At 42.9% G+C, this 21,084-nt stretch carries 23 protein-coding genes; 12 read left to right on the top strand and 11 right to left on the bottom strand.

Annotated elements, in window-relative coordinates; translation table 11 throughout:
• Positions 1-524: 524 nt before the first annotated feature.
• From AR688_RS17705 to AR688_RS17690, 4 genes are read right to left on the bottom strand one after another with little or no spacing between them, the layout of a single operon-like run.
• Positions 525-1,454: an ImmA/IrrE family metallo-endopeptidase gene (locus tag AR688_RS17705; RefSeq protein ID WP_068237124.1), complete on the bottom strand. Its 930-nt coding sequence runs from the start codon at positions 1,452-1,454 to the stop codon at positions 525-527.
• A 19-nt stretch (positions 1,455-1,473) separates the two neighbouring features.
• Positions 1,474-1,947 carry a helix-turn-helix domain-containing protein gene (locus AR688_RS17700; RefSeq protein WP_068237123.1) on the bottom strand — a complete coding sequence of 158 codons (474 nt, stop codon included), beginning with the start codon at positions 1,945-1,947 and terminating at the stop codon, positions 1,474-1,476.
• Positions 1,948-1,949: 2 nt separating this feature from the next.
• On the bottom strand, positions 1,950-2,579 hold the full coding sequence (locus AR688_RS17695) for a GNAT family N-acetyltransferase (protein ID WP_068237122.1): 630 nt from the start codon (positions 2,577-2,579) through the stop codon (positions 1,950-1,952).
• Positions 2,576-2,791, bottom strand: a complete 216-nt coding sequence (locus AR688_RS17690) for a transcriptional regulator (RefSeq protein WP_068237120.1) — start codon at positions 2,789-2,791, stop codon at positions 2,576-2,578. The genes AR688_RS17695 and AR688_RS17690 overlap by 4 nt, the downstream gene beginning before the upstream one ends.
• 147 nt (positions 2,792-2,938) lie before the next feature.
• Between AR688_RS17690 and AR688_RS17685 the strand changes: the two genes are divergently transcribed.
• The 6 genes from AR688_RS17685 to AR688_RS17655 all read left to right on the top strand — a co-directional run bounded on the left by AR688_RS17685 (position 2,939) and on the right by AR688_RS17655 (position 8,817).
• A complete protein-coding gene (locus AR688_RS17685; RefSeq protein WP_068237119.1) occupies positions 2,939-4,075 on the top strand; it encodes a multiubiquitin domain-containing protein in 1,137 nt (378 codons plus the stop codon).
• Positions 4,072-5,478: a ThiF family adenylyltransferase gene (locus AR688_RS17680; RefSeq protein ID WP_068237118.1), complete on the top strand. Its 1,407-nt coding sequence runs from the start codon at positions 4,072-4,074 to the stop codon at positions 5,476-5,478. Before AR688_RS17685 ends, AR688_RS17680 begins: the two co-directional genes overlap by 4 nt.
• Positions 5,475-5,804 (top strand): DUF6527 family protein, encoded by a 330-nt coding sequence (locus tag AR688_RS17675; protein WP_068237117.1) that lies wholly within the window; start codon positions 5,475-5,477, stop codon positions 5,802-5,804. Before AR688_RS17680 ends, AR688_RS17675 begins: the two co-directional genes overlap by 4 nt.
• Positions 5,805-5,822: 18 nt before the next feature.
• Entirely contained in the window at positions 5,823-7,091 is a 1,269-nt protein-coding gene (locus AR688_RS17670) for a hypothetical protein (protein ID WP_068237114.1), read from the top strand.
• Between the two features lie 598 nt (positions 7,092-7,689).
• The gene (locus tag AR688_RS17660; protein WP_068237110.1) at positions 7,690-8,553 is read left to right on the top strand and encodes a phage integrase N-terminal domain-containing protein; all 864 of its coding nucleotides are present in this window, start codon (positions 7,690-7,692) and stop codon (positions 8,551-8,553) included.
• Between the two features lie 78 nt (positions 8,554-8,631).
• Positions 8,632-8,817 carry a hypothetical protein gene (locus AR688_RS17655; RefSeq protein ID WP_068237109.1) on the top strand — a complete coding sequence of 62 codons (186 nt, stop codon included), beginning with the start codon at positions 8,632-8,634 and terminating at the stop codon, positions 8,815-8,817.
• 33 nt (positions 8,818-8,850) lie between these two features.
• On the opposite strand, the gene AR688_RS17650 is transcribed toward AR688_RS17655, so the two are convergent.
• From AR688_RS17650 to AR688_RS17645, 3 genes are all read right to left on the bottom strand, one after another.
• Entirely contained in the window at positions 8,851-9,609 is a 759-nt protein-coding gene (locus AR688_RS17650; protein ID WP_068237101.1) for a hypothetical protein, read from the bottom strand.
• A gap of 217 nt (positions 9,610-9,826) precedes the next feature.
• Entirely contained in the window at positions 9,827-9,985 is a 159-nt protein-coding gene (locus tag AR688_RS20275) for a hypothetical protein (RefSeq protein WP_156420341.1), read from the bottom strand.
• On the bottom strand, positions 9,978-11,504 hold the full coding sequence (locus AR688_RS17645; RefSeq protein WP_068237100.1) for an anti-phage dCTP deaminase: 1,527 nt from the start codon (positions 11,502-11,504) through the stop codon (positions 9,978-9,980). The genes AR688_RS20275 and AR688_RS17645 overlap by 8 nt, the downstream gene beginning before the upstream one ends.
• A 447-nt stretch (positions 11,505-11,951) precedes the next feature.
• On the opposite strand from AR688_RS17645, the gene AR688_RS17640 reads away from it, so the two are divergent.
• From AR688_RS17640 to AR688_RS17630, 3 genes are all read left to right on the top strand, one after another.
• A complete protein-coding gene (locus tag AR688_RS17640; protein WP_068237099.1) occupies positions 11,952-12,329 on the top strand; it encodes a hypothetical protein in 378 nt (125 codons plus the stop codon).
• Between the two features lie 167 nt (positions 12,330-12,496).
• Entirely contained in the window at positions 12,497-14,224 is a 1,728-nt protein-coding gene (locus AR688_RS17635; protein ID WP_197412276.1) for a DUF927 domain-containing protein, read from the top strand.
• A 50-nt stretch (positions 14,225-14,274) separates the two neighbouring features.
• Positions 14,275-14,604: a helix-turn-helix transcriptional regulator gene (locus AR688_RS17630; RefSeq protein ID WP_197412275.1), complete on the top strand. Its 330-nt coding sequence runs from the start codon at positions 14,275-14,277 to the stop codon at positions 14,602-14,604.
• Between the two features lie 55 nt (positions 14,605-14,659).
• Here the strand turns inward: AR688_RS17630 and AR688_RS17625 are convergent, their stop codons facing one another.
• The gene (locus tag AR688_RS17625; protein ID WP_068237094.1) at positions 14,660-15,322 is read right to left on the bottom strand and encodes a hypothetical protein; all 663 of its coding nucleotides are present in this window, start codon (positions 15,320-15,322) and stop codon (positions 14,660-14,662) included.
• A 196-nt stretch (positions 15,323-15,518) separates the two neighbouring features.
• On the opposite strand from AR688_RS17625, the gene AR688_RS17620 reads away from it, so the two are divergent.
• The 3 genes from AR688_RS17620 (at position 15,519) to AR688_RS17610 (ending at position 18,700) form a co-directional block, all read left to right on the top strand.
• Complete coding sequence (locus tag AR688_RS17620; protein WP_068237093.1) at positions 15,519-16,577, top strand: hypothetical protein; 1,059 nt, start codon at positions 15,519-15,521, stop codon at positions 16,575-16,577.
• A 19-nt stretch (positions 16,578-16,596) separates the two neighbouring features.
• On the top strand, positions 16,597-17,127 hold the full coding sequence (locus AR688_RS17615; RefSeq protein WP_068237092.1) for a type II toxin-antitoxin system PemK/MazF family toxin: 531 nt from the start codon (positions 16,597-16,599) through the stop codon (positions 17,125-17,127).
• 559 nt (positions 17,128-17,686) lie between these two features.
• Entirely contained in the window at positions 17,687-18,700 is a 1,014-nt protein-coding gene (locus tag AR688_RS17610; protein WP_068237089.1) for an aldo/keto reductase, read from the top strand.
• Positions 18,701-18,846: 146 nt separating this feature from the next.
• Here AR688_RS17610 and AR688_RS17605 read toward each other — a convergent pair whose 3' ends face one another.
• The 3 genes from AR688_RS17605 to trxC form a co-directional block, all read right to left on the bottom strand.
• Complete coding sequence (locus AR688_RS17605) at positions 18,847-20,034, bottom strand: YbfB/YjiJ family MFS transporter (RefSeq protein WP_068237086.1); 1,188 nt, start codon at positions 20,032-20,034, stop codon at positions 18,847-18,849.
• A 107-nt stretch (positions 20,035-20,141) separates the two neighbouring features.
• Complete coding sequence (locus AR688_RS17600; RefSeq protein WP_068237085.1) at positions 20,142-20,633, bottom strand: YbhB/YbcL family Raf kinase inhibitor-like protein; 492 nt, start codon at positions 20,631-20,633, stop codon at positions 20,142-20,144.
• Between the two features lie 25 nt (positions 20,634-20,658).
• Complete coding sequence (gene trxC, locus AR688_RS17595) at positions 20,659-21,081, bottom strand: thioredoxin TrxC (protein WP_068237083.1); 423 nt, start codon at positions 21,079-21,081, stop codon at positions 20,659-20,661.
• Between the last annotated feature and the right edge of the window lie 3 nt (positions 21,082-21,084).

The following is a 21,084-nucleotide window of genomic DNA, read 5'->3' as shown; positions in this document are numbered from 1 at the left end:
AATTGGGAAAATAGGGAAACAGGGAAGTATTTTAAATATCAGTAATTTAAAAGCTTTATATCTGTCTCCCCTTCCCATTATTTGACTTAAGCTACCACACAAAAACTCGATTTCAGCGTTGACGAAACCAAACACAGCTTGTTGTTGCGGGTGATCCAGAACTGATGCTTTTCACCAGACTGTACTAAGAAGCAATGGTCTGTACTTAGTACCTCAGTTAGAAGTACCTGGCTGACAGGCTGCCCATTCCTGACTATTTGGTCAAAACTTATCTTTTTAGCTCTTTTAATAAACTCAGATTTTGTCATGTTAGCCCCTTATGGATATGTGGTTGGTGAGCCTATAGGCGTTTATCGCCTACAGGCCTGCCATACCACATGGCCAACATGCACTACGCAGAGAAAAGCCAGTCAAGCTATAAATCGCCCGCAGGGTTGCGCAGCAAGGGGGCCCCACCGCGTGGGGTTCCGATTTATGGCTTTACTGGATTTGAACGAAGTGGTTTAACACATGAAAACTGGCTGTTATGGAACTGCCACTACGATGCTCTCTTTATTCAAATAAACTCCCAAAGTTAAAGCGTCGTAGCTGTTATAGAATGTCTCGAACATAAATCGATGGTCTTCACCATTTCGGTCAGTGAGCACCAAATCCGACGTTCCTATTATTCCCCCACTTCTATTCATACAAAATTCCTCTAATGCGCCAAACACATTAACATCCGTAATATGCCCAAATTTATGTTTAAACGCAGATGACTGAATATAATGCTTGCTAGGTGAACGCGGGTTAAAATCTACTGGCCGGCGGCTTATATGAGGATGGCAACTGATCATCCCAATCACAGGCGTCGATTCACCGAAGCTCTCAACAAACCGATACAATGTAGTCGAATACGTATTTCCATATGTTTTTTTTAGTTGTGTAAGAGAATCAAAGTTAGCTCGCATTGATAAGGCTTCCTCTTCAAATCTATCACCCAAAAAAATCATTCGACCAGCAGCAAAGTTTGCCTCCGCTTCAACCAGTTCATGGCAATGATGAGACAATGTCTGTTCGTTGTCTCCATGCATTATGCTTTCATGCCAAGGAATAAGACTGTGCCCAATTTCATGAGCCTGATTCCATCGATGTTTAAGTTTCGGTAAGGTGCTATCGAGTAGGATTCTCTTTCTATCAGGAATATATAGCGCTTTCAACGATAGTTTTTTTATAGCCTCAAGAAGTAACGTGGGCCGTCTATAAATTTGTATAGTGGCAACCTTTATCTTACTTACAACTTCATCGACTAAGCTGGGATCATCAGCAGTGTAATAACGCAAATCCAGCTTCAACAGTTCACGCACATCTTCTAGCCTTATAGGGGGCTCAGGATTTCCAAGATCCTTCAGCACCCTATCTACTCGCCTAGATATGTCTTGAGCGGTTTTATTAGATAAAATCAAATTTTTCATTACACCGCCCTTTATCTCATTATTTTCTGCCCAAAATAGATACGAAAGCTTCCAAAGCAGCCTTTTCTTCTGGAGACAATGGAGCCAAGGTATCTGAACGTGCAGCAAACTTCATAGACTCATTAACCAATCGTTCATCTCTTGTTGAAGACAATCCGGCAACTTGCATTAAATTATTTGTGGGCACCTCAAAAAACTGAGCTAATTGATACACAGTCCTTGGCTCAGGTACATGCCCTGCGTTATCTTCAATTTCAATCAACTCGTCTAAGTCAATATCCGCATCTTCCGCTAATTTCTCTATAGTAAGCCGCTTGTTACGTCTCATGAGTTTGACAAAACGGCCAAAAGGAATTGTAGATGAATGCATAGTAGGATATTCGGCATCTTTAGCGACGTTTTGTGCGAGGCCAAACACACCAGCACCAACCTCATTGCCCAGCTCGAGGTCCGCCATTTTCAGGCACCATGCTTCAGAGTATTTGATCTTCATAATTAACCATCCTTTCCAATAAAGGAATCAATCTTATCTAATGGCATCTCAAAATAGTGTAGGTTGCTTTTGCTTGAATCAGGTCCAAAATCTATCATACCCAATTTTCCATACCAGCTATTTGCTTGTGGCAGAGCATGCAACCCAACACGCCCTTTAAACCCTTCCTCTAAACTTCTTTCAATAGCAGCTCTTAACAACAAGCTACCAACACCAGCATACCTTGGAGAGTGACCAATAGACGTTTTCCAATTCCATGGCGCGACTTCAAGAAAGTCAACATATACCAAATGCTTGCCTTTCTGTTCAGGCAGCTGACATCGATGTAACGACAAATCTAGCAACATCAATCCTTCTGTCATACCTGAACACATCACCGCGAAGCTCGGCGTTGAAAGCATTCCTTGCACGCACTGATATTTATTTCGCCAATCCCAATGCCTGCTTTGTGGCCACTTCAATAGAGAAACACCAGCAGCTCGGTGCGCCTGTAGAATCATATCCCGGTAAGGTTTCCATTCGGTTTCCCAGTCGACCAAATGCTGCTCTACAATCGAATCCCACACTTCAGCCTCTTTCACCAGACCGGTTGTAGCTTCCCGCAAATAAGCTTTGGATACCTCTGCCGTCATAACATTACGACCTCCGCCTTCTCTTTGGTCTTGTCATCTTCAAAGTACAACTTATCGCCTTTCTCTAAACGGGCCTCAATAACCTGATACAACCTAAGTGCTTGGCGCAAAATAGATGTCTTGTTGAGATCCTTTTTATCGCTTAGAGCTTCTAAAGCACTCATTTCAGCATCCGTCAGGTTCAAAGTCATTGTCTTTTTGGCGCTTGCCATTTCCATTCCTCACAAATTAAAAGGCTTTTACTGTATAGCATAGCTAATTATACCCTTAAAAAAAAACATGTCAAAGCTATTGACTAGCTATTTTTTAGCTATATTATAAATAAGGAACAGCCAAAATTAAAGTGAGAGGTAAGGAAAATGAGCGGTAACGCAGATATACAGAAACAGATCGATGGCAGCCTTAAGGTAAGTAACCAAGGCGTATATCAAATAAGCATAGGGAACGAGTATCTGGAGTTCGTTCGTTTAACTATGAACGATCCTGTACTAACGGGAAGGCAAATTCTGGAAGCGGCAAACCTTTTCCCGACTGAAGACTACATGTTGTTAATGCGTCAGGCATCAGGAACATTAGAGGAAATCAATCTCTCTGAAACGGTCGATGTCTATAAGCGTGGGGTCGAGCAGTTTATTACTTTTAAAAGTGACAGGGTCTTTTATTTTGAGTTAAACGGGAAAAGACTTCCATGGGGAAGCAAATCTATCAGTGAGAGTATTTTACGCTACGTTGGCGAAATTCCTCCAAATCAATCTCTCTGGCAGGCCGTCCGAGATACCGCAGATCAACTAATCAATAGTGGGGATAGCGTAGATCTCTCCAAGAAAGGCCTGGAAAGAATTTATTCAAAAGCTGAAGAATGGAAACTGAATGTACATGGAGTAATTATCTCATCTGACAATCCAACAATTGTCGCATCAGAAGCAATGCTGCTTGCTGGCTTTGACCCCACAGAAGATTGGAATCTTATCCTTAAAGTTAAAGACCAACCTAAAAAATCGATAGCTGTTAGTGATGTAATCGATTTAAGTGCACCGGGCATTGAGAAGCTAAGGCTCATGCGCAAAGAAATCGTGAATGGAGAAAAGCCGTTAGGACAACGTATAGACTTTGCTTTATTGGAAAAGGACATCGCTTACCTAAATGCATCTGGCTTGCAATGGGAAACATTGCTAGACGGCCAAAGGAGGTGGCTGATTATCAGAAACTATCTTCTGCCAAAAGGCTACAACCATGACAAAACGGATATCGCAATTGATATCCCTCTAGTGTACCCAAATGCGGCGCTTGATATGTTCTACTGCAATCCATCCCTTTGCCTAAAGTCAGGTACTGCTATAGCTCAGACTGAAAGCCAACAGGCTATTGCAGGAAAATCATTTCAACGGTGGAGCAGGCATCTTGCTCCTTCCACACGCTGGAATCCGACAACGGATAGCATCATCACCCAAATGACTGTTGTAGAAGAGTCATTATTGAGAGAGGTAGGTGAATGAGAAGGCCTTATAGAATCGCTATTTCTAAACATCATCATGATCAGGTGGCCAAGCACCTTCTTCCTGGCGATGGTTTAGAGGCGGCTGCAATTTTACTGTGCTCCAGAAGCAGCGCTAACCGTCTACTCGTAAAGTATGTTGTTCTAGTGCCTCATGATGTATGCAAAGTACGACTACCCAATCAGATTAGTTGGCCTGGTTCTGCAATAGAAAGTGCAATAGATATTGCAGATTCCGAACATCTGTCGATTATTCTGATTCATTCCCATCCGGGCGGAATGTTTGACTTTTCAACCGAAGATAACGACAGCGATCTTAAAATAATTCCATGTCTTTATCAGGCCATATCAGCGGAGGACATAGTGCATGGTTCGGCTATTATGACCCCAGACAAAGCGATACGAGCCCGAATCTATAACAGCGACATGAGTATTGATCCTGTTCACTTTGTTGTCTGTTCTTCAGACGATATTGATATTTGGGCCCCATCTTCAAATGGAACAGTACAAAAAATACCAATTGCATTTTCTTCAGAAATGCGACAAGACCTGAAACGCCTAACAGCATGTATTGTAGGAGTATCTGGAACTGGTTCAATCGTTGTAGAGCAACTTTCCAGGATGGGAATCGGAAGGCTGATTCTTATTGACTTCGACAGGACAGAATTTAAAAATCTTAATCGCATTCTCAACTCAACAATTGATGATGCAAAAGCCGGTTGTTTTAAAACGGAAATGCTCGCAACAAAAGTTTTGCAGCATCGAAATGACATCGAAATTTCGTGTATAAACTCTACGATTAGTTGCCGAGATTCGATTGTAGCAGCCGGAGATGCTGACTTCTTATTTTGTTGTGTAGACAGTTTGGAAGGCCGACAGATATGTGATCAAATTAGTACGGCTTTTTTACAACCATTATTTGATGTTGGGGTAACCATACCAACGAGAAGTAGTAGTTGTGGTGAACCTGTCATTGCAGATGTATTAGGGCGCATTGACTACATATACCCCGGTAGCCCTACTTTGCTTGACCGCTGCGTTTATTCACCAGAATCTTTACGTAACGAATATCTCCGCCAAACAGCACCTGAAGATTTCAACAACCAAGTTAAGGAAGGTTACATTAAAGGTATTGTCGATGAGGCACCGTCCGTCATCACTTTAAACATGAAAGCTGCAAGCACATGTGTCATGGAGTTTTTGGCTCGACGCTATCAATTCAGACATGAGCCAAATGCTCTTTTCAATAGGGTGATTTTCTCTGTGGCTGAAAGCTATGAGGAGCACGAAAACCTTAAAAATAGTGAGTTATCACCAAGTGAGATGATGGCGCGGGGTCTTGAAGAGCCATTACTTGGAATGCCTTGTTTTCAAAAACTCGGTTCACAGGAAGAGGCAGCATGATAAAACCAAAGTGGGTATTGAAATTATTAGAATTTTTGTTGCCTCCTCGCAAGGTATCAGTGATTGAAGACGATTCCCCCCCTAACCGCTTGCCTATGCGAAATTTGATATTGGCAAGGGAAGATGGAGAGGATTGGGCTGTTGGCTTTTTATGTCCCTGCGGGTGTAAAAGAAAAATTGAGCTCATGCTAATCGATGAAGTAAAACCAAATTGGAAATTGACGCTTGATGAGAGAAGTAGACCAACAATTCACCCTTCTGTCTGGTTAAAAGTTGGATGCAAGTCACACTTTTGGCTTAGGAACGGCAAAATTATCTGGTGTTAACCAAGTGGAGTCCCTATTTTGATATTTTTGAAACCATATTTTGAAATACTCTTTGCCGCAGCTTGGTCTTTACAACAAATTCTTGAAGGATTAGGACTAAGAAGTTCAAGCTTCACTGAAGTCAATGAGCATCAACACATCGTCGCTTCATACTGGTCACCGGGACAAGCTACTATAGAATTACTTGGGATGATGCTCGCTCCTTTCGCTATTTTATGTTCGCTTTTTGTTTTTGCAGGTTACATTTTGGGTGGGCTCAAAGGAACGCTGCTTACAATCTTAATTTTATTGCTTCCAGGCCTTTTATCATTACTATCGGTTTGGCCTGAGCTCGCCGTTGTTCCGACAGATTATGTAGTCGGAGGAGGAGGGAAACTAAGTACTATCACCGGATTCATTGTGATTGTTGCGCTAGCACTCACTTGTGGCTGGTCTCTAAACATCATCTCATCGGATTATTTTCGATTGGGGGAAAAATACCGAAATATTTTTGATCATTTCTGGTATCTCTTAGCAATTTCTTCGGGTATTTTTTTTGTTGTTGAGAGTTCTGATAAACAGTATGAATCTGAAATCGCTTATCAAGAGTCTATTGTTAATAGCTCATCCATTTTCTTAATCGATCAGCTAGATAGATACTATTTAGATGCAGACTGCAAAAAAGAGGGCCTAGTAAATGAAACTTGTTCTTGGAGCCAACGTGTTAAAGAAAAACTCTATGACTACACACTTCGTGATTTAGGTAGTTACTACACACGATCCGGACCTGACTCTATAGAGGACTTCTTTGGAGGAAACAATGGACTTACGAGCATAATTCGTAGGGAAATCGCACAATACAATGCCAAGAAATGTCCTATAGAAGATTTGGGGGGCGGCTCAAAAAGCTTCAGGAATGTTGACTCAAGCTGTATTCGTACGCCATCAGAACTATGCCGAGAGTATCCACCAGAGCTTGACGGTGCAATAGAAAAAAATTTAATGATTACACCCTTGGCGCTTGCTACGGAATGCGTACTTCCGAACCTTATCCAAGGGAAAAAAAGGCTTCAAACATTAGAAGAAAAAGCTGCCAAACAAGGTGGTAATCCCTATGTGAAGTGGATGATTTTTGTTCTGCTTTCTTTTTTAGTAGGTGTGAAAATCTCTAATACTACTGTTAAGCTTGTCAACTCAACAGAGCATGACAATTCACCTCCAAGAACTCATCAGATATTAAATTTTCTTAGACGGCTATTTAACTATCCGTTTTTAAAACTCTTTATACTGATAAGAAAATCTGAGTAAAGCCAACACACTAGTTCTGTGCATTAAATAGGACAAAAAGTCTTTAAATTTTACCTGTAAGAGACAGATAGACGATATGTTTTTGAGCAGATTCTGGCCGAGTCGTCCCTACTGCCAAGGTAGGGACGACTCGGAGAGTCGCTACGCAAGGCCATTGCTCATGATGCCTTGCAACAGAATCTGCTGTTAAAAATGCCGGGGCCATATCAGGGATACAAATTTTTTGTTGAAATACCTGATCGATGTGTTATCTTTTTGCTCGTAAACCGCTCGCTAAGAGCAAAAGCAAAAAGGGCGCATTATCTGCTGCCCACAACACGCTTCTGAGGCGCTACGTTCGTAGCAACGGGTCTACAAGACCAAACTCCAATGTAATCAAAACCACCGTAGTCTGGTATTGCCTTCAACAGAAGCAAACCAGCTCAGCTTGTGTTGCTTTAGATCAGTCAGCCCTTGTGTCAATTCGACAACATACCCGGTTGCGACCGTATATGTGGCTTTAAAACTCACCTTATTTGGCAGATGCCCCCTGATCTTTGGTTTTGATTTTTTCTCTTGCTGAAAAGCACTTTCAAGTCCACCAAATAGAGGAAAAAGCATGAGCCAATTAGGTTATCGTTTAAATCAGATGGTAAATATTCATCATAAAGAAAGCAGTTACAGCACCCGAAATAGCCGGGGTAACATTTTGGATTTGGCAGCCAAACAACTTTTGGAAAGCGGCTTTAAACTGCGAGATCCAAGCGGCTTAAAAACCAAACACGTTGATTACCTGGTGTCGAAATGGCAACAAGACGGTATTGCCGACAAAACAATGAAAAACAGGCTGGCGGCAATTCGCTGGCTAGCAGATAAGATAGGCAAACGTAATATTGTTGCCCGGGATAATGACGATTATGGCATTGCCACGATCCGCAACAACCCTGTGGGTAAGTCAAAGCAGCTAGATAATGACAAACATAGCAAAATCAAATGTGAATTTATAAAGCTGTCACTGCGTTTGCAGCAGGAGTTTGGTTTGCGTCGGGAAGAAGCTATTAAATTCAATGTTTCCTACGCTTGGCAAAATAATCATATCCGTCTTAAAGGTTCGTGGACTAAAGGTGGTAAGTACCGTGAGGTTCATATAACGACTCAGTCACAACTGGACCTGCTAAAAAATATCAGTGCCATAACCAAAGCCGCTCTTATACCGGCAACATCCAATTATGCCCAACAGCTCGGGCTATATGAGCGCGAAACCGTCCGGGTTGGTCTAAACAAGAACCATGGCTTACGCCATCATTATGCTCGGCAACGTTATCTGGAGCTGACTGGCTGGCAATGTCCGGCAAATGATGGTCCTAAACGTAAAACTTTGAGTGCTGAACAGCATGCAATTGATACTGCAGCCAGATTGCAGATTAGCAAAGACCTGGGACATGAGCGACTATCCATCACCTATGCTTACTTGGGCAGTTGACCAATTACCAAGTAGTTTTATCAGCCTGAGAATTTGGCATGCCAAATTTCCAGGCTATTCACAACGGAATTTTAAATTATGTCTGAAGCATCGTTTGATAAGCATTTTCACATCGAAGACTTAGCAGTAGCCAAAAGGTTTGTGGAGGATTTGAACAATCCGCAAAAAGTCCGCTATACGAAACGCAATTTGAACGTCGAAGACAAGAAGGGGGTTAAGCTTTTACAGCGTAAATTAGAAACCTTACCCGATAAAAAAGCTTAGATCGTTCCTGATAAAGGAATTTGGCATGCCAAATTAATACTCTCCGACATCAGTGGCCTTGCCGTCAACAAAAACCCACTTATAGTAAAAGTCCCTAAAATTACGCGGTATTTTGATAAAACCTTGTCCAATCTCGATAAGAGGCGTCTCGATAATACCAAGAGCTTTTAAGGCACCTATTAGCTCCCAATTTTTAGATCTTGCTATATCTTTCTCAAAATATGGTGGAAAATACTTATATACCTTGAGTTCAACATCTATTAAGCCAGAATTGTCATCGAGCACCCCCAGAACAATCTCCTCAACCCCATCTGAGTCGATATCGGCCTGAGCAATAAAGTACCTGTTGGACGACAAGGGTGCTTTGTACTCTTCAGCAGTCTCATAACCAAGACTAAAACAATGCTCAAGCCGGGTACTGCTTCCATTGTGAAAATTGACCTGAAAGGAAATATCACTTTGTTCAAAATAGCTACATACAACTTTTGGGTAATTAGCAAAAAATTGTTTTGTAAGATTTAACTTTACGCCTTTGCCGTTGCGCAGGTCGTCAAAAGTAAATTCAACCGCATTAAGTTTTGATGACCCTGTCAGGAAACTAAATTTTCTTTTATTCAGTTTTAAGTGCTCAAACCATGGCAAAAATTCACTTCTGACTAGAGGAATGATGCCCGTCATAGCGGCAGTAAAGACGATTAGTGGTTCCAGATTAATATCGGGGAAAATAAGCCATGTCAGAGCAGCAAGAATAACGATGATTGAGAGCCAAAAAGAGAGTATTAAACGTTTCAATTAATGTCCTTCGAAATTTGGCATGCCAAATTCCTATCTAAAATACGAACATCATTATCTGTTTTACTATGTGAGCAATCACGTTGTTTTGCCCGCTCCTGTAAAGCAGTACCTGACTCCGAATGTTTACGTCCCATGTTACTAAATACTTGAGAGGTTAGATAAAACCGAAGATAAAAAAAGCTGCATCAAGCAGCTTTTTTTAAAACTTCTCCAATCAAGCGCTTTCTGCAACAAGTTTTTTCTCATTTGTGCTTTTTTGAGGAGATGAGACTTTGGCTCTAAAAATCTGCTGTTGCCACTGCGGCCATACTGAGACCTTTTGGCTAACAAGCTCCATATGCTCAGCTAAGGTTCTATTGTCTTTTTTAGTCATTTTTTTCCTCTCCGCTCATCTTCATATAACTCTTTAGATGTGCATTTGCTATCGCCGTTGCAAACTCCTCTCGAGCAATATATTGCAACTCGTCAGGAGTAAGTCTCAGTGTAGCGGATTCTCGAGACCAGTCTACAGTTTCACCATTAGATTTTTTTCGTTTTATCTCTCGACCGTTACCCAATTTTAGCGAAAATAAATTCAAAAAACTGCGGGGACCAACTCCCACAAATGGTTCAAACGATAACTTACCATCGGATGCTCCCTCAGAAATCGCATCGTCGTGAAAATCAAAAGCTTTACTTTTAGAGTAAGGTTCAACATACACAACTCGAGCGACACCCGCAGCAATAATATGTTTCGCACAGTTATGACAAGGAAACGTAGTGCAATAAAGCGTAGTTCCAATAGTACTGTTGTTTGACCTTCCACAAGATAGTATTGCTTCCATTTCTGCGTGCACGACTCGGCCATACTCAGTGATATCACTAAGCTTTGTGCGTTTAAACTTATTACGCACTTCGACCGAGTCTTCTAAACCTAATTTTAAGATCAGGTCATCGACAATATCTTGGATTTCACGTTTGTTAGCATCAAATCCCCGCTTGTAATCCCGCCCCTGATCAACATCCACGATCTCTGACTGAGATAAAATAGGCCAATACAAGCCGCCCATCGGCTTCGGTACGTCATTTGCTCCAGTAGAGATAATATTTTTGTCTTTAGCGAGCACCGCTCCAACCTGTCGAGATAAATCAGCAGAACGAGTAGAGGCAGAAAATGCCATGTACATTGCATACTCGTCAAATGTTGGAGTAAGGAACGGAAAACCAAAAATCAGCTTAAAGACTCTTTCTACATCCGCTTTATTCTTATCCATATTTTGATCTTCATCTATGAAAAAGTCTGACAGATGAAAGGTATCCCGAGTATGTTGCCCATGACCACTATCAGGGCCTTCGTCAGCATCTCTCGCTATTAGTTGCTCTACTAATGTCTTAGGTTCCGCTTGCCTTAACTTTTTACAAAGTGTCTGATACCTCTTTTCGTAACTAGCATGTATACCTATTACAAACAAACTATTACCATAAGTTTCTCTCAGTGCTTTGACTTCTTCAGGATGCTTTAATGAGCGAATTACCCACGCCTTCTTACTTAGTGGTCGAGGCTCCTCTCCTTCCAAGATACTTGCTCTTCTTTTAGAAATTTCTGCAATAGCAGAATAGGCTAATGCAGCATTGTCTTCAGTAATATCTCTATATTTGTTCCCAACTTCCATATAGTGCTGTATGGTTTTTATTCTAGAAAGGCCAGTGGGCTTTTTGTTAAGCTCGTTCAATATATTTTCTGAGACTCGTATAACATCAGGTTTGAAGTCATATAACTCCAACTCTTCGGTGATCATGGTAATAAATCTATTAAGATCAGTACCTACAGCACACACGAGTGCAATGACAACTTCAGAAAACTCATCAGATTCAGGGCTAACTTTGGAAATATTAGATTTCTTATCTTTCATACTCGTTCCATCTTTCAAACCGTTCCCTTTAACTGAATCTAACAGTAATACTTTGACCAATCTAGAATATATTGTGCAAGTTCAACTTCCAAACGATAAAAAACGCAGCTGGCCTCCAAGCACCTTACTTAAAGCAAAGGCAGTTTTAAATCTGCTGCATTTACTCAGCACTCATACTGGTTCATCCAGGCAGAGGCAGAAAACTAATTCATTTCTGCCAGGATGCCCTGCTGCTTTTGTCATAAGTCACGTATAAACTAATTTATTTTAATCGCTTCAGGAAATGTGAATCATCTTTAATAATCATTTTTCCAACGAAATTTGGAAGCTAAGATACTCTCAGTTTTAATGAGCCTCAAAATGCTAAGGATTTCTTAGCAAAAAATTTGGCATGCCAAATTCCTACTTAAGGAACAAAGCTTGCCGATAGGTAATTCTGGAGAGTACATGAACACTGACAATCTTTATCAGATAGCAGAGCTACGGCCTTTTATTCCCGCTATTATAGAATTACAAAACCGCATTGCTGGCATAGAGAAATATCGCAAACCGCTTGGCTTTGAGCTGGCAGAATCTTATGAGACTGAAGAGCAACTATTTCACGATTTGTTCAAACAGAAAGCCTTTGCCTTTCAGGTTAGCAACGAGCGAGATGAATGTTGGGATATTCTGATTGAAACCTTCCGTCAGTTTGCGGCCCGGAGCATTGACCTGACCTTTGCTGCCAAAGGCAACAGCCCCGAGCGCTTACAAGCAATCAGCCGATGGCTGATCCTGCTCTGTGACTGGAACCAGACTGGCATTGTAAACACCACTAAGCATTGACCATTTCCCTGAATTAATAACTAGAAAATTTGGCATGCCAAATTTTTGATTAAAAAACAAACTAAATCTCACTTTAAAAATCAAAAAATCCGCATTTTTACTAGCTTTAAAAACCCCCCGAATTCTACCCCAGCTTTTCGCTGAAATAGTTATCCTTCTCAGGTACGGTGATTCCATTAGAAGCCATCGGAAAACAAAAGAACATGTACGAATCATTAAGTAACGGTTTATTTATCAATCAACAAGACGGTGAATCAAAATTTCTCTGTGGGCCGATCCGGGTACTGGGTATTACACGCGATTCAGATAATCGCAAAAACTATGGCTTATTAATTGAGTGGGAAAACCTAGATAATAAAATCATTCGTCAGGTTTTTCCCCGCAAACAAATCATAAATGAAAATGGCAGGCAGCTGAAAGAAGTGCTGGTAGATACCGGGTTGGCAGTGTCAAACAGAACCCGTACTTGGGAGAATATCATTACTTTCCTGAACCAATCTCTCCCGAAAGCTCGCTTGGTCAGTTCATCGCAAACAGGTTGGCTTAATCATAGTTTCATCACTCCAGATTGGTGTATTAGCAAAGAACATGAACCCGTTATCTATTCCGGCAGCCGCACGGAGCTGATGTCATCGAAAGGCTCACTTGAGAGCTGGCAAACTTCTGTTGCTCCACTGTGTTTGAACAATCCAATGCTAATTTTTAGCATTTGTTCCGGCTTAGCGGCTCCACTGCTTTACTGGCTGAACTGGCCAAGCTGTGGCGTTCACCTATTTGGCAAATCCAAAATAGCAAAGACCACAGTACTTAACCTGGCGGCCAGTCTGTATTCCAATCAAGACTACGTTTACAGCTGGAGATCTACAGCTAACGGCTTAGAGATAATTGCGTCAACTCACAATGATATGTTGCTTTGCCTTGATGAACTGCACCAAGTGAATGCTGAAGATGTCGATCAATCAATCTATATGCTTGCAAATGGTATGTCGAAAATCCGCAGCAACCAAGACGGTTCACTTGGCGAAAAGCGTAAGTGGCGGCTGCTGTATCTAAGCACAGGTGAAGTTGGCTTAGAGGAAAAACTATCAACTATTCAGAAAAACCTTAAAGCGGGCCAGGAGATTCGCTTTCTGGAAGTGCCGGCAACCAGAAAATTCGGCATCTATGACGATCTCCATGGCTACAGTTCTATCCATGAGTTCTCCCAAGCCATTTGGAATGGTATCAACCTTAATCACGGCTCTGTATTCAAAGCATGGATCGAATATCTCAGCATTACAGAAAATCTGCGATTGGTTCTGAGCAACCAGATAGCCGAGACGCTAAATCAGTGGCGACAAACCGGAGACGGTAATCAGGTTACAGAAGCAGCGAAAAGATTTGCTTTACATGCGGTAGCTGGCGAGCTGGCTATTTCTGCAGGGTTGCTTCCGTGGCCAATAGGCACCGCAGAGGAAGCGGCAAACATTGCTTTTAAATCGTGGCTGGATACCCGGGGTAGCAATGTCGATTCAGAAGACGAAAAACTAAAAAAGCACCTGCCAAAAGCTTTAAAACATTGGCGCAGAAAACTGCTGCCTGAAGGCAAACCATTGCAAGATCACTATGGCTACATCATCAAAGAGAATAACGTTCAGGTTTGGTATCTGACACGCGATGCATTTAAAGAAGGGCTTGACCTCAACTTCAAAAACCAAGTCTCGCAATCCGTGCAGTACATGGCGAATCAGGGCTGGATGGAGACTAGCGAAGGTCGGGACACTTTCAAGCGAGTCATTCCCGGTGGTCCAGCAGGTGGTCGATATTTCAAAGTAATACCCAACAAAATAGTTAGTGACTTAGCGCTGGACGAGAAACTTTCCCAACCAATATTCCCAATTAATGAACATGATTAATAAGGGTTTTCCCTTATTCCCAATTTCCCAGGAGATTTAAAGGAACGACAATGACAGAAAAAAATGAAGATTCTGTTTTACGGGACAACACCCAACTAAACAATCAAAAAACCGCTTTGGAGGTAATGATGTACGGTAACTTGAATAGCAAAGCAGTATTGAATGTGGCTGAATGTTCAGCTTTCACTGGGCTGAGCGTCAGCTATATCTACAAGCTGACGCATACCGGTAAAATTCCGCACTCTAAGCCAAACGGCAAGTTAGTATTCTTTGACCGGAGAAAAATTGAAGAATGGCTACTTAGTAATCCTGTTGAAACTGAAGCCGACAGATCTCATTTCGTCGCACAGAAAGTCAATTCGTTAAAGCTAAGAACATGATGACATACCGGGCAGATTATTAGATTGCTTCAAATAAATCTGCCCGGTCAGCAATTTAGTATCTCAAACCTACGATGTTGCCGTCATTGTTCTTGGTTGGTAGTGAACGGGTATCAATAATACGGCCTCGGTATCGCATTATAATTGGCAGCCAAAAACACCTGTCCTGGACTATCTTTACTGCTTGCTTCAACGAGCGATAATAAACGGTAGGTGCAATCCGATAAAAGTCCATTCCTTCAACACTCTCCTGAACGTATTGCATCAGGTCAGAATCGCTGTGCGTCTCAGAAACAAGGCGGCCACATTTATCATCCTCATCAACTTGACTACCATAGAGTTCTTTCAGCTCATGACCAAATAAGTGCATAAGAGTACTGCGGCCTATCTCAATTAGTGATCCATCCTCCAAATCCACGTGCTCAAGAGAATCAAAGGCTACTACACAACCTTTATAAAACGCTTGTTCAATTTCTTGTGATTTTTCACGCCATGTTAATAGATGCTTCCAGTGATGGAACTTCATGTTGCTTGCTATCAGATCTAAAGCGGCATGGTGAGGAATTTTATTTTCACGTTTGAGTTTTTTTGCTTGATGCCTAAAAATCTCAAGGTCCTTTTTGGATATAACAAAGTCAGTGAAATACTCAGCAGGAACTGCATCAAAATTAAAATTGGCTAGATTTACGCCTTTTGGTGGTGTTACTTGAAATAACATAGTCTGTGCTCCGTTACACGAGCAGACTGGTGCCCACTGCCAGATAGCTCATGAATGATCACAAACTTTAAATTGAATTGATAAACCGTCCCGTCCGGGTTCGCCAAGGTGGGCAGCAAGCGCCGGTAGCGCTACGTATGAAAATAGCCAAAATTGCTATTGTGTGTCAATCTAAAATAAAAATTAAGGCCACTCTATGACACCAGAACAAATGCCGGGCTACGGCTACCCAACATTGGCTGTTTGGCCTGAACCTTGGTACGAAACACAAGGTTGGCTTATGCACGACTATAAGATTTGTCCAGACGGTTCCTTGAAGTGGTTTAAGTCAACAATATTGACAGAAAATGGCCATGTAAAAGCCGAGTATTTTACAACTTTTGATAGAGCGGTATCTGTTGCAGATGAGCGTAACATTCAACACTTAGCTAATTTGTCTAAGCTAGATTTAAGTGAACAGCAGCGATATTCTCTGGAGTTGAAGGCAAAAAAAACCATTCAAGCCAAATCTCGCTTAGCTAACGAAGAACAATTAATGCTTTCAGAAGCAATAAGACGCTCCAAACAACAAGAAAGAATCAGCATCAACGACATAATATTACCAGCAAGCGCAGAGATATTTAGAGAAGACCTTTTTAATCAACTGCAAACCCTGCCTTACTTACGTATAGCATTTACGAGGACCGCTAATCAAAAAGCGATTTTATATCGACAAAATGAACGTGCTTGGTCAAAACCATATAACGTAGGAAGAAAAGGCGCGCAGCTTGCGGAAAGATCAAAAGTAGCGAATGGATTCGGATTTAGTGCTGAATCGCATTGGGGCAAGATTAAAGCGTCCATTCGCAAAATATTGCTTCCAAGAGCTAATCAGTTACTTCAACTGGCTAGTGTGCAACGCTTGTTAGCTGAAGCAAAATCTCAAGGTCATCAAGTTGTTGTGTCAAATGGTTATGTATTTTGGTTTGAAGAGAGCGGAAATATAGGATGGCAAGTTAAGGAAACGGCTAGTAGTGAAAGTTCGGATGGAAGCGCAATTTGGTTTGAGGGTACCATAATTTCAAAAAATCATGGTCGATTAGTCGTCCTTCCATATATCAAGGAAAATGGAGAAAAAGTTCAAGGCCATACTAAAAATGCTCCAAATGACGGGCGAGCAAAACCAAGGCATCCAGACAGCTACGTCAATTTACCTTTTCATGTTCTCAAAGATGATCTTATGATTGGCCTTTTTGGTGAATTACCCTATGAATGATATGTATTTAGGAAAGTAAATGGCTCAGTTAAAGATTAATGGAAACGTGAAAATTGGACATATATATGAATGTGAATTCGGAATGTTCAAGAAGAAAATGGATGGTCTAACTACATCTGATAAAGATGACGCGGTTCAAGATGACTACAATTACAGAATTCCGAATGAAATGATAAAAAGAAGAGCTGTTGTTGTCGTCGGAAAGCACAGAGGTCAATACGTAGTAGTTCCAATTAGCAGCACAAAAGAGACAGCCAACCGTGTTGAGAAAGAGCCTGAGAGTAAAGGGTTTCATGTTCCGTTAAAGCTAGGCGATTTTCCTGTAACCAAACGGTATGAAGCTGAAACCGCTAGGTGGGCAAAAAGTAATCTTGTCACAACAATTGATGGAGGAAGACTTAGAGACATCTACGATGACGTTCAGCAGTCACATATTTTAGCCCACCAAATGTCAGAAGATACCTTAAAAAAAGTAAGAGAAGGTATAATCATCTCAATAGGTATGAACTCCTTACTAGCTATAGTTGACAACAAGCAAGTTAGTGCGTAACATTTATCAGGTAGCCGAAAGGCAAGTTAATTTTTTAGCCGAAAGGCAAGATTTAGAGAAAGCCCCTTCGAAAGTTGGGGCTTTTTTTATTTACGTCAAAAATTTGGATAAATATTAAGAAGTTTAGTGTCAATTGGCATGATATTTACTAATCCGATTCAGGCCCACTAATCAACCACTTAATATCAAATAAATATTTGAATTATATAAACATTTCACTTTCTGTATCGGTAAGTAAATCTGCGGCAACAACACCTCAACCACGTCTAGCGCTGGGCACCGTTACAAAGCAGAAACCAGCCGGAGTTTGGTCACTCGCGGTGATAATTGGCAAAATTTGCCGATGATAAAACAGCGCTGGCCCGTCTATTTATGCATTTACTTCCAAAGTGCCTGGAATGCTTAACGTCTACTCAGAGCCAAGCTTTTGCCCTATAACTATATACGTCCGGCAATGAAGCGGGTCGCTCTTGCCTCAGGTTTTCGGGCAAGACGCAACTCAAGACTATGACTGAACTAAAGAGTTCGCATCTGGTTAACTAACTTTAAGGTATTGATTATGAGTATTAAAAATATTCTTCCTGGCAAACTGGGGTTTGGCGCCGCCCCGCTTGGCAATATGTTCCGCAATATTCCGGAAGAAGAAGCTGTTGCCACAGTGGCGACGGCCTGGAACAGTGGAATCCGTTATTACGATAATGCTCCTTTCTACGGGGCTGGTTTAGCTGAAATTCGTATGGGTAATGTGCTTTCTCAATACCCTCGCGAAGACTACGTGATTAGTAGCAAAGTGGGGCGTGTCATTCTCGATGAGATTGAAGATGTCAGTGCCCGCGATCTGGGAGAAAAAGGTGACGTATTCAAATACGGCCGACCAAATAAAATCGTCAATGACTACTCTGAAAACGCCACATTACGCTCCATTGAAGACAGCCTGAAGCGTCTGAAGACCGATTATCTTGACATCGTCTGGGTTCATGATGTAGCTCAGGATTTCTATGGCGATGAATGGCTCAGCCACTTTGAAAGTGCCCGTAAAGGTGCATTCAAAGTCCTTGACCGTTTGCGTGATGAAGGTGTTATCAAAGCCTGGGGCCTGGGCGTTAACCGCGTTGAGCCGATTGAACTGCTGCTTGATCTTGACGAACCACGTCCTGATGGTTTCCTGTTGGCGGGCCGTTATACGTTGTTGGATCATGACCGCGCACTACAACGTCTGATGCCTGAAATAACGAAACAAGGCCTGGGTATAGTCGCCGGTGGTCCTTATAGTTCTGGCGCACTGGTTGGTGGGCCTAACTTTGAATATGCGCCAGCTACGCCGGAAATTCTGCTCAAGGTAGCAAAAATTAAAGCTATTGCCGACCGTTATGGCGTCAGTATGAAATCAGCTGGTCTGCAATTTGCGCTGGCAAACCCTGCAGTTGTAGCTGTGATCCCTGGAGCCAGCAAACCAAGCCGTCTGGCTGAAGACAGTGCAGCCCTTGAAGCTATAGTCCCGGCGGATTTCTGGAAACAGCTTCGTAGTGACGGTTTGGTCAATCCTGCCGCACCACTGCCAGTCGACAAGTAACAGGAAGATTTAACATGGCAAAAGCTTCAACATTTATCAACTTACCGGTTACGGCTGAGGACGAGATATCTGCGCTTTTTCAGGGCATTTATGAGGATGGATTAGAGGCCCTGAGAAAACACTTTACCAACAATTAATATGTTAATTTAAGTTTTTACTGCATCCAACTGCTGCGCGGTGTTGTCCGTTGTGATCAACACCGCAATCAGTAATGCTCCTAAAGTAACAAAGCCGGCAGCCAGATACAAACCAATATCGTACTGGCCTGTTATTTCGGCCAGATAACCTGTAAGCGCCGGCGCCAGTACCTGGGCACTGCCATAAGCTAGTGTCATTTTGCCCATTAATTTCGCCGGTTTACTCGGATACAAGCGCCCTGCCATGGTTAGCACTAAACTAACCACCCCGACAAAGGTCGCGCCAAATAAGGCTGCGCTTAACAGCACCGCTGTTAGTGAGCTAAACCACAACGGCAGCAAAATAGCGGCGCTTTGTGCCAGCAACGCCAGCATAATGGCTTTCAGGTAGCCCGTTTTACGCGCGATTAAATCCCACAACAATACCGCCGGCGCGGCCGCTAAACCTAAAATGATAAAACTCAGGTTACCGCTGCCGCTTAAACCCGGCATACGCTCAACAATGGTAACGATAAAGGTAGCGCTGATAACATAGCCATAACCGGCGCAAAAGTAGCTAGCCAGCATCAGGCGGTAAAAGGGTTTAGACGGTGGTGTATCAGTTGAGCGGCTCTGCGCGGCAGTAGTAACCGCAGCAGGGCGTGGCAACCAGCGCCAGGCCGGAATGGCCAGTAACACGCCGAACACGGCTAAATACTGCCACTGGGTGCGCCAGTCCAGCTGCTGGCTCAGCATCAGCTCTACCAATACCGCAGCAAGTGCAATACCAAAGCCTAAGCCGGCAAAGTGAATGCCCAGTTCAGCCCGTTGTTTGTGGCTTAACAGCCAGTGCATAATCAGGCCGGAGGCAATCAGCATGGAACAAGCGCTGCTTAAGCCCGCCACAAAACGCCAGAACGACCACAGCCAGACGTTATCGGTTAACGCCATACCAAGAGTGCTCAGCACCGCTAAAATTAAGCCAAGCCGGTATAGCGTATCTTTTAGTTTAAGATTACTCAGGCTGGCCGCCAGCAAAGCCCCGGCCATATAGCCCAAATAGTTAACCGCAGCCAGATAACCACCACTGGCGTCATCCAGCACATTTTGCTGCTGCATTAATGGCAACAGCGGGGTATAGGCAAAGCGGGCCACACCCAGGCAAAGTAACTGGCTGAAAAACCCGGCTAGCAATACATAGAAACGTTGCGGCATCATATTAGCTGTGGTTGTCAGAGTACTAACCCCGCAAGGCGAAAACCTTAGCTTAGCGCAAGAAAAAAGGCCGCGGTATGCGGCCTTAGTCTGATGTACCTTTATAATGATTAACGGGCATAGGTTGCCGTTAACGTGGCTTTGCCCAGCGCCATAGCATTTAACATAAAACCGACCACTGCAGCGCTGGCGCCATCAGCGGCCGGCAGGGCTTCTTCGGGTAAGGCCCACACGGTAAATTGATAACGGTGCATACCATGACCTTCCGGCGGGCAAGCGCCGCCAAAGTCTTTACTGCCATAATCATTGTTAAAACTGCGGCTGCCCGTTGGCAAACTGCCTTTACCGGCACCGCGTGCCAGGCCATTAGTGTCAAGCGGAATATCGGTTACCAGCCAGTGCCAGAAGCCTGAGCAAGTGGGTGCATCCGGGTCAAATACGGTAACAGCAAAGCTTTTTGTCCCCGCCGGGGCATTAGCCCAGTTAAGCTCAGGCGATACATTTTTGCCGCTACAGCCAAAGCCATCAAACTCGTGATCTTTGGCCATAAAATGGCCTTCTTTAATATCCGCACTGCTTAGCGTAAAAACCTTAGTTGTCATAGCGCCTCCAAATGTAAGTGAACACTTACTTATAACTTGATACCCATTGATAAAAGGCTTGCTTGGGTAAAGCGCCGGCTTGTTGTGCGACAACCTTACCCTGTTTAAACAGCATTAAAGTAGGAATAGAGCGGATATTAAACTGTGCCGCCAACTGTTGCTGCTGCTCAGTATTGATTTTACCAAAGCGAAAATGCGGCTCCAGCTCACGTGCAGCCTGACTGAAAACCGGCGCAAAGCTCTGGCAGGGGCCGCACCAGCTGGCCCAAAAATCCACCACCAGCGGCAGCTCAGCTTTTTGCGCATGAGCGGCAAAATTCGCACTGGTCAGATCCAGTGGTGCACCACTGAACAGTAACTGCTTACATTTACCGCACTTTGCAGCCGCTGCCGGCCTATCAGCAGGCAAGCGGTTAAGGCCATTACAATTCGGGCAGGCAACAATCATGGC

Source organism: Rheinheimera sp. EpRS3, assembly GCF_001513785.1.
In the GTDB taxonomy this organism is placed as follows: domain Bacteria; phylum Pseudomonadota; class Gammaproteobacteria; order Enterobacterales; family Alteromonadaceae; genus Alishewanella.
The sequence above is the reverse complement of the archived record's forward strand: the minus strand, read 5'-3'. Positions and strand labels throughout refer to the sequence as shown.